Source organism: Streptomyces sp. NPDC127106 (assembly GCF_042677605.1).
GTDB lineage: Bacteria > Actinomycetota > Actinomycetes > Streptomycetales > Streptomycetaceae > Streptomyces.
In genome coordinates, this window is the sequence record NZ_JBHXTC010000036.1 from 20,930 (window position 1) to 29,226 (window position 8,297).

5 protein-coding genes are annotated in these 8,297 nt (G+C 71.3%); 1 reads left to right on the plus strand and 4 read right to left on the minus strand.

Annotated elements, in window-relative coordinates; all coding sequences use genetic code 11:
• Window positions 1-137: 137 nt before the first annotated feature.
• The 4 genes from ACFVGY_RS25900 to ACFVGY_RS25915 all read right to left on the minus strand — a co-directional run bounded on the left by ACFVGY_RS25900 (window position 138) and on the right by ACFVGY_RS25915 (window position 5,355).
• Window positions 138-1,373: a branched-chain amino acid ABC transporter substrate-binding protein gene (locus tag ACFVGY_RS25900; protein ID WP_385681236.1), complete on the minus strand. Its 1,236-nt coding sequence runs from the start codon at window positions 1,371-1,373 to the stop codon at window positions 138-140.
• 540 nt (window positions 1,374-1,913) lie between these two features.
• Window positions 1,914-2,324 (minus strand): hypothetical protein, encoded by a 411-nt coding sequence (locus tag ACFVGY_RS25905; RefSeq protein ID WP_385681238.1) that lies wholly within the window; start codon window positions 2,322-2,324, stop codon window positions 1,914-1,916.
• A 205-nt stretch (window positions 2,325-2,529) separates the two neighbouring features.
• Window positions 2,530-3,006, minus strand: a complete 477-nt coding sequence (locus ACFVGY_RS25910) for a PaaI family thioesterase (RefSeq protein WP_385681240.1) — start codon at window positions 3,004-3,006, stop codon at window positions 2,530-2,532.
• 54 nt (window positions 3,007-3,060) lie between these two features.
• Window positions 3,061-5,355, minus strand: a complete 2,295-nt coding sequence (locus ACFVGY_RS25915) for an FdhF/YdeP family oxidoreductase (RefSeq protein WP_385681241.1) — start codon at window positions 5,353-5,355, stop codon at window positions 3,061-3,063.
• Between the two features lie 134 nt (window positions 5,356-5,489).
• Between ACFVGY_RS25915 and polA the strand changes: the two genes are divergently transcribed.
• Window positions 5,490-8,210, plus strand: coding sequence for a DNA polymerase I (gene polA, locus ACFVGY_RS25920; RefSeq protein WP_385681243.1), 2,721 nt, complete (start codon window positions 5,490-5,492; stop codon window positions 8,208-8,210).
• Window positions 8,211-8,297 lie beyond the last annotated feature (87 nt).

Consider the following 8,297-nt stretch of genomic DNA (forward strand, 5'->3'; position numbering starts at 1 on the left):
GGTCCCGCCGGCCCGCGCACTCCGCGTGGGGGCGGGGGGCGGGCCCCCCCCCCCCGCGCGCCGCCCCGCCCCCCCCCCCCCCCCCCGCGGCTTGTTCCTTTGGGTGGGTCAGGTGGTTGTGCCGTCAGGCGGGGCGACTACTGGTTGAAGGTGTCGCTCTTGACGTCGATCCACTTGCCGCCCTCGACCTTGTAGACCGTGAGCTGCTTGTTGGTGGTGTCGCCGTACTCGTCGAAGGAGACCTTGCCGGTGACGCCGTCGAAGGTGACCTTGCCGAGGGCCTCGACGACCTTGGCGCGGGCGTCGGTCGGGACCTTGCCGCCGTTGGCGGCGACGACGGCCTTGACGGCCTGGATGACGGCCCAGCCGGCGTCGTAGGAGTAGCCGCCGTAGGCCGCGTACGGGTCCTTGTAGCCGCCCGCCTTGTAGTCGTCGATGAACTTCTTGGCGGTGTCGAGCTTCTCGACGGGGGCGCCGATGGAGGTGGCGAGGTCGCCGTCGTTGGCCTCGGCGGAGGCGGAGATGAAGGCCGGGTCGTAGATGCCGTCGCCGCCGAAGAGCGGGATGTTGGCGCCGGTCTTCTTGATCTGGTCGGAGAGCAGGCCGCCCTCGGGGTACTGGCCGCCGAAGTAGACGGAGTCGGCGCCGGAGGACTTGACCTTGTCGGCGGTGGAGGAGAAGTCGGTCTCCTTCACGGTGACGTGGTCGGTGCCGACGACCTCGCCGCCGAGCTTCTTGAACTCCTCGGCGAAGATGCCGGCGAGGCCGGCGCCGTAGGTCTGCTTGTCGTCGACGACGAAGACCTTCTTCTTGCCGGCGTCCTTGAAGAGGTACTGGGCGGCGAACTTGCCCTGGACGACGTCGGTGGCGGCGGTGCGGAAGTAGGTCTTGAAGGGGCGCTTGAACTCGCCCTTGCCCCAGTTGTCGCCCTGGCTGAGGGCCGGGTTGGTGTTGGCCGGGGAGACCTGGGCGAGGTTGGCGGAGGCGAAGACGCCCTGCATCTGCTGGGCGACGCCGGAGTTCAGCGGGCCGACGACGCCGAGAACGTCCTTGTTGCCTACGAGCTTGGTGGCGTTTGCCTGGCCGGAGGCAGGAACTGCCTGGTCATCAAGGGCTTCGACCTTGAATTCAACGCCGGGGACCTCGTTGTTCTTGTTTGCGGTCTTGGCCGCGAGGTCCACGGAGTTCTTGATGCCCTGGCCGAGAGCGGAAAGGGAGCCGGTGAGCGGGGCGTCAACGCCGATGACGACGACGGTCTTGGAGCCGTCGGCCTTGTCCCCGGTCTTCGCCGCATCACGGGAACCGCAGGCGGTAAGGGTGAGGGCTCCCGTGGTGATCACGGTCGTGAGGACAAGCAGAGAACGGTGTCGCACGATTCTTCCTTTCCCTGGCGCGGCCACCCTCGAAGTCGAGGGTGCCGAACGGGAGCCGGGCCGCACTGGGAGTTCCACGGCCGTGCTGGGTTTGCGCTCTGTGGCGCGGTGACTGGCCGTGACTCTAGGCCGAGGTGGCGAGTGCGGGGGAGCGGGGAAAGGAGGATGTGACTGTCTTGTTATGCCAAGGCCAAGAATGTGCGGGGGGAGTTCGGACAGATCGGGCGTTTGGCGACGCTGTTGGGCGTCCGCATCGTGAGAATTCCCCGGTTCTCTAAGGGGCTTGAGGGCCTCATGGTCCTGTCATAGATCAAATCGGGCCGAATGTTGCAGCGCGTGTCCGAAAGAATCGCGGTGGCGGCATTGCGCACGCGAAAAAGGGGGATTCTGTCGGGCGTGGGCATTACTGATGGTAATGACGGTCCTTGATCCACTTCGTACGATTGGATCTCGACCGAAACGGGCGGAACACCCCAGACCTGCGGCCCGGTCGTGCATCGCCGGGTGCCCGGAAGTCGGACAGCGGGCTCGGGTATCCGGTCACCGCGCCGGGCTCGGCGGCCGCCAGTTCTCCGAGCTCCAGGTGGCCCCGCCCTGCTCCTCGCAGCGCTGCGCGACGAGCCGGTCGACCAGTTCAAGTGCCTTGTCCAGACCGGCAGTTCGCTCCTCGACCCGACCTGCGGCAACGGCTTCCTCGTGGATCGCGTACTGCCCATTGGACATGCCCTTCTGCTCCCAGTCCAGCCCGGCCCAGTAACTGCCCATCAGGGACTCTTTCGCCCAGTAGGACACCAGAGTTGTGCAGATCCGGGCAGGTGGGGACGGACTCGGGGCGGCCTCCTGCGCGGACTTCGGGCTGCCAGGGGCGCAGGCGGAGCCCGCGCCGAGGGTGAGGGCCGCGAGGAGCGCGACGGCGCCGTACCGGGCCGCGCGGGGTGGCTGGGTGCCCATGCGGGCGACGGTAGGCCGTCACCTTCCGTGACACAACGGCCGTGCACGGGGCAGGTGCGGACTGGCGGATTCCGGGCGGTTGCCGTGGCCGGGGGCTTGCGGGGGGACGGGCGGAGCCGGGGTGCGGGCGGGGCGGAGACGGCGCAGGCCCGGTTCCCGCCCCGGGGAGGGGCGGGAACCGGGCCTGTACGGGGCCGCGCCGGGTTCAGGCCCCGGCGGCCGGTGCGGCGGCGGCGTCGCGCAGCAGGCAGGTCAGGCGGGCGCTGCACACCCGCCGGTCCTGCTCGTCGCTGATCACGATCTCGTAGGTGGCGGTGGAGCGGCCGCGGTGCACGGGCGTGGCGACGCCGGTGACGAGGCCGGAGCGGGCGCCGCGGTGGTGGGTGCAGTTCAGGTCGACCCCCACGGCGATCTTGTCGATGCCGCCGTGGAGCATCGCGCCGACCGAGCCGAGGGTCTCGGCCAGGACGGCGGAGGCGCCCCCGTGCAGCAGCCCGTAGGGCTGGGTGTTGCCCTCGACCGGCATGGTGCCGACGACCCGGTCGGGGGCCGCCTCCAGGATGCGGATGTCCATCCGCTCGCCGAGGTGGCCCGCCGAGAACAGCGCGGGCAGGTCGATGCCCAGGGCCGCGTACTCGTCCAGGACCTCCTGCGGGAACTTCACAGCGTGCTGCTCGCCCATGGGCCGGCTCCGTTCGTCAACGCTCGTTAACCATCTTGTCGTGACGTCGTTCTATCAGGCCGGTTCGAAGCGCACGACGACGGACTTGCTGGCGGGGGTGTTGCTGGTGTCGGCGGTGGAGTCGAGCGGGACGAGCACGTTCGTCTCGGGGTAGTAGGCCGCCGCGCAGCCGCGGGCGGTCGGGTAGTGGACGACGCGGAAGCCGGGCGCGCGCCGCTCCACGCCGTCCTTCCACTCGCTGACCAGGTCCGTGTAGGAGCCGTCGGCGAGGCCGAGCTCGGCCGCGTCCTCGGGGTGGACCATGACGATGCGGCGGCCGCCGGTGATCCCGCGGTAGCGGTCGTCGAGGCCGTAGATCGTGGTGTTGTACTGGTCGTGGCTGCGCAGGGTCTGTAGCAGGAGCCGGCCCTCGGGGACCTTCGGGTACTCCACCGGCGCGGCGGTGAAGTTGGCCTTGCCGGTCGCCGTCGGGAAGCGGCGCTCGTCGCGGGGGGCGTGCGGGAGCCGGAAGCCCTCGGGGCGGGCGGCGCGGGCGTTGAAGTCCTCGAAGCCGGGGACGACGCGGGAGATCCGGTCGCGGATGGCGGCGTAGTCCCGCTCGAACTCCTCCCAGGGGGTGGTGGAGGCGTCGCCGAGGACGGCGCGGGCCATGCGGGCGACGATCGCCGGCTCCGAGAGCAGGTGCGGGGAGGCCGGGGCGAGGTTGCCGCGGGAGGCGTGGACCATGCCCATGGAGTCCTCGACGGTGACGAACTGCCGGCCCGCGGCCTGGACGTCCTTGTCGGTGCGGCCGAGGGTGGGCAGGATCAGGGCGCGCCGGCCGGTGACCGCGTGGGAGCGGTTGAGCTTGGTGGAGACGTGCACGGTGAGGGAGGCGCGGCGGATCGCGGCCTCGGTGACCTCGGTGTCGGGGGTGGCGCCGACGAAGTTGCCGCCCATCGCGAAGAGCACCTTGGCCTTGCCGTCGCGCAGGGCCTGGATGGAGCGGACCACGTCGTAGCCGTGGTGCCGGGGCGAGGTGATCCCGAATTCCCTGTCGAGGGCGTCGAGGAAGGCGGGGGCGGGGCGTTCGAAGATCCCCATGGTGCGGTCGCCCTGGACGTTGGAGTGGCCGCGGACGGGGCACACGCCGGCGCCGGGGCGGCCGATGTTGCCGCGGAGCAGGAGCAGGTTGACGACCTCGCGGATGGTGGCGACGGCGTGCTTGTGCTGGGTCAGGCCCATGGCCCAGCAGACGATGGTGCGCTGCGAGGCCAGCACCATGGCGAGGGCGCGTTCGATCTCGGGCCGGGTCAGGCCGGTGGCGGTGAGGGTCTCGGCCCAGTCGGCCTCGGCCGCGGCGGCGCGGAGGTCCTCGTAGCCGTGGGTGTGCTCGCGGACGAAGTCCTCGTCGACGGCGCCCGACCCCGCGGCGGAGCCGCTTTCGGACGCTTCGATCACGAGCTTGTTGAGGAGGCGGAAGAGGGCTTGGTCGCCGCCGATGCGGATCTGCAGGAACAGGTCGGTCAGGGCCGTGCCGCGGAGCATGCCGAGGGGGGTCTGGGGGTTCTTGAACCGCTCCGTGCCGGCCTCGGGCAGCGGGTTCACCGAGATGATCTTCGCGCCGGCGGCCTTGGCCTTCTCCAGGGCGGAGAGCATGCGGGGGTGGTTGGTGCCCGGGTTCTGCCCGGCGACGATGATCAGGTCGGCCCGGTGGAGGTCCTCCAGGGAGACGCTGCCCTTGCCGATGCCGATCGTCTCGGTGAGCGCGGAGCCCGAGGACTCGTGACACATGTTGGAGCAGTCGGGCAGGTTGTTCGTGCCGAACTCGCGGGCGAACAGCTGGAAGAGGAACGCGGCCTCGTTGCTGGTGCGGCCCGAGGTGTAGAAGAGGGCCTCGTCGGGGGAGTCGAGGGCGTTCAGCTCCTCGGCGATGATCTCGAAGGCCCGCTCCCAGGTGACGGCCTCGTACCGGTCGGCGCCCTCGGGCAGATACATGGGCTGGGTGATGCGGCCCTGCTGGCCGAGCCAGTACCCGGAGCGGCCGGCGAGGTCGGCGAGCGGGTGGGCGGCGAAGAAGTCCGGGGTGACCCGGCGCAGCGTGGCCTCTTCGGCGACGGCCTTGGCGCCGTTCTCGCAGAACTCGGCCGTGTGCCGCTTGTCGCCCTCGGGCCAGGCGCAGCCCGGGCAGTCGAAGCCGTCCTTCTGGTTGACCTTGAGCAGGGTGCGGGCGGTGCGCGCCAGCCCCATCTGGGCCTGCGCGATCCGCAGGGTGTGCCCGATCGCGGGCAGGCCCGCCGCGGCGTGCTGGGGAGGCGCGACCTGCGGCGCGTCCTGTACGGGATCACCTGCGGGCGGCTTCGTGGCCATGTCGCTCCCCTTTGAGCACGTCGGGCAGTGCGCCGGCCGGGCCGCGCGCTTCGCATTCGCGTCCGATCCTGTCACGACCGGGGTGGTGATCGCCGAGGCCGGGATTGTCGGTGGAGCGGCCTAGGATCGGGGGCGTGGCAGAGAACGCATCGAAGAAGACCGACCAGACGACCGCAGCGGACCGCCCCCGCCTGATGCTCATGGACGGGCACTCCCTGGCGTACCGGGCGTTCTTCGCGCTGCCCGCGGAGAACTTCACCACGGTGACCGGCCAGCCGACGAACGCGATCTACGGCTTCGCGTCGATGCTGGCGAACACGCTGCGCGACGAGGCGCCCACGCACTTCGCGGTGGCGTTCGACGTCTCGCGCAAGACGTGGCGCTCGACGGAGTTCCCCGAGTACAAGGCGAACCGCTCCTCGACCCCGGACGAGTTCAAGGGGCAGGTGGAGCTGATCGGCGAGCTGCTGGACGCGATGAACGTGCCGCGGTTCGCGGTCGAGGGCTTCGAGGCCGACGACGTGATCGCGACGCTGGCGACGCAGGCGGAGGCGCTCGGCTTCGAGGTGCTGATCGTCACCGGCGACCGGGACTCCTTCCAGCTGGTCTCCGAGCACACCACGGTGCTGTACCCGATGAAGGGCGTCTCGGATCTGGCCCGCTTCACGCCGGAGAAGGTCGTGGAGAAGTACGGGCTGACCCCGCAGCAGTACCCGGACTTCGCGGCGCTGCGCGGCGACCCGTCGGACAACCTGCCGGGCATCCCGGGCGTCGGGCCCAAGACCGCCACCAAGTGGATCAACGAGTTCGGGTCGCTCGCGGAGCTGGTGGAGCGCGCCGAGGAGGTCAAGGGCAAGGCCGGGCAGAACTTCCGCGACCACCTGGAGGCCGTGAAGCTCAACCGGGTGCTGACCGAGATGGTCCGCGACGTGGAGCTGGACAAGACCCCGACCGACCTGCAGCGCGCCCCGTACGACCGGTCCGCCGTGACCGGCGTGCTGGACGTGCTGGAGATCCGCAACCCCTCGCTGCGCGAGCGGCTGCTGGCGGCGGACCCGGGTGCCGGCCAGGAGGAGGCCCCGGCTCCGGCCGCGGGGGTGGAGCTGGACGGGTCCGTGCTGGGTACGGGCGAGCTCGCGCCGTGGCTCGCGGCGCACGGCGGCGGTCCCCTCGGCGTGTCCACCGTGGACAGCTGGGCGCTGGGCCAGGGCAGCGTCGCCGAGGTCGCGCTGGCCGCGGCCGGCGGGGCGGCCGCCTGGTTCGACCCGTCCGCGCTGGACGAGGCCGACGAGCAGGCGTTCGCGGCCTGGGCCGCCGACCCGGACCGGCCCAAGGCCGTGCACAACGCCAAGGGCCTGATGCGGGTCTTCCCGGAGCACGGCTGGCGCCTGGACGGCGTCACCATGGACACCGCGCTCGCCGCGTACCTGGTCAAGCCGGGCCGGCGGTCCTTCGCGCTGGACGTGCTGTCGGTGGAGTACCTGGGCCGCGAGCTGCAGCCCGCCGCGGCCGACGGCCAGCTGGCCTTCGGCGCCGACGAGACCGCCGAGGCCGAGGCGCTGATGGCGCAGGCCCGCGCCGTCCTGGACCTCGGCGAGGCCTTCACCGGCAAGCTCGTGGAGGTCGGCGCAGCCGATCTGCTCCACGACATGGAGCTGCCGACGTCGGAGCTGCTGGCCCGGATGGAGCGGGCCGGCATCGCCGCCGACCGCGACCACCTGGAGGCCATGGAGCAGCAGTTCGCCGGGGCCGTGCAGCAGGCGGTCAAGGAGGCGCACGCGTCGGTGGGCCACGAGTTCAACCTCGGCTCGCCCAAGCAGTTGCAGGAGGTCTTCTTCGGCGAGCTGGACCTGCCGAAGACGAAGAAGACCAAGACCGGCTACACCACGGACGCGGACGCCCTGAACTGGCTGGCCACCCAGACCGACCACGAGCTCCCCGTGATCATGCTGAGGCACCGGGAGCAGGCCAAGCTGCGGGTGACCGTGGAGGGCCTGGTCAAGACGGTCGCCGCCGACGGCCGGGTGCACACCAGCTTCAGCCAGACCACCGCCGCGACCGGACGTCTGTCCTCCACCGACCCCAACCTGCAGAACGTGCCGGTGCGCACCGACGAGGGGCGCGCCATCCGCCGCGGGTTCGTCGTCGGCGAGGGCTACGAGTCCCTCATGACCGCCGACTACAGCCAGATCGAGCTGCGGGTCATGGCCCACCTGTCCGAGGACGAGGGACTGATCCGGGCCTTCCTGTCCGGTGAGGACCTGCACACCACCGTCGCCTCCCAGGTGTTCGGCGTGGAGCGGTCCGCCGTCGACGCCGAGATGCGGCGCAAGATCAAGGCGATGTCGTACGGGCTCGCGTACGGGCTCTCCGCCTTCGGCCTCGCCCAGCAGCTCGGGATCGAGCCGGCCGAGGCGCGCGGACTGATGGAGACCTTCTTCGAGCGGTTCGGCGGGGTCCGGGACTACCTGCAGCGCGTCGTCGAAGAGGCCCGCGCCACCGGGTACACGGCGACGATCTTCGGGCGCCGCCGCTACCTGCCGGACCTGGCCAGCGACAACCGCCAGCGCCGCGAGGCTGCGGAGCGGATGGCGCTGAACGCCCCGATCCAGGGCACCGCCGCCGACATCGTCAAGGTCGCCATGCTCCGCGTGGACCGGGCGATCGCCGAGGCGGGCCTGACGTCGCGGATGCTGCTCCAGGTCCACGACGAAATCGTGCTGGAGATCGCCCCGGGCGAGCGCGAGCGGGTCGAGGAGCTGGTGCGCCGCGAGATGGCCGCCGCCGTCGAGCTGCGGGCCCCGCTGGACGTGTCCGTCGGCGTCGGCGCCGACTGGGAGTCCGCCGCCCACTGACCCGGAGCCGTGTGCCGGGGGGGGGGGGGCCCCCCCCCCGCGCCGGGGCCGCGCGGGGGCGGTTGAGGGCTAGATTGAACGAGGCGG

Excerpts from the sequence above, each read along its gene's own strand:
- ACFVGY_RS25905 (WP_385681238.1), bottom strand. The coding sequence starts at position 2,324 with ATGGGCACCCAGCCACCCCGCGCGGCCCGGTACGGCGCCGTCGCGCTC.
- ACFVGY_RS25910 (WP_385681240.1), bottom strand. The coding sequence starts at position 3,006 with ATGGGCGAGCAGCACGCTGTGAAGTTCCCGCAGGAGGTCCTGGACGAG.
- ACFVGY_RS25915 (WP_385681241.1), bottom strand. The coding sequence starts at position 5,355 with ATGGCCACGAAGCCGCCCGCAGGTGATCCCGTACAGGACGCGCCGCAG.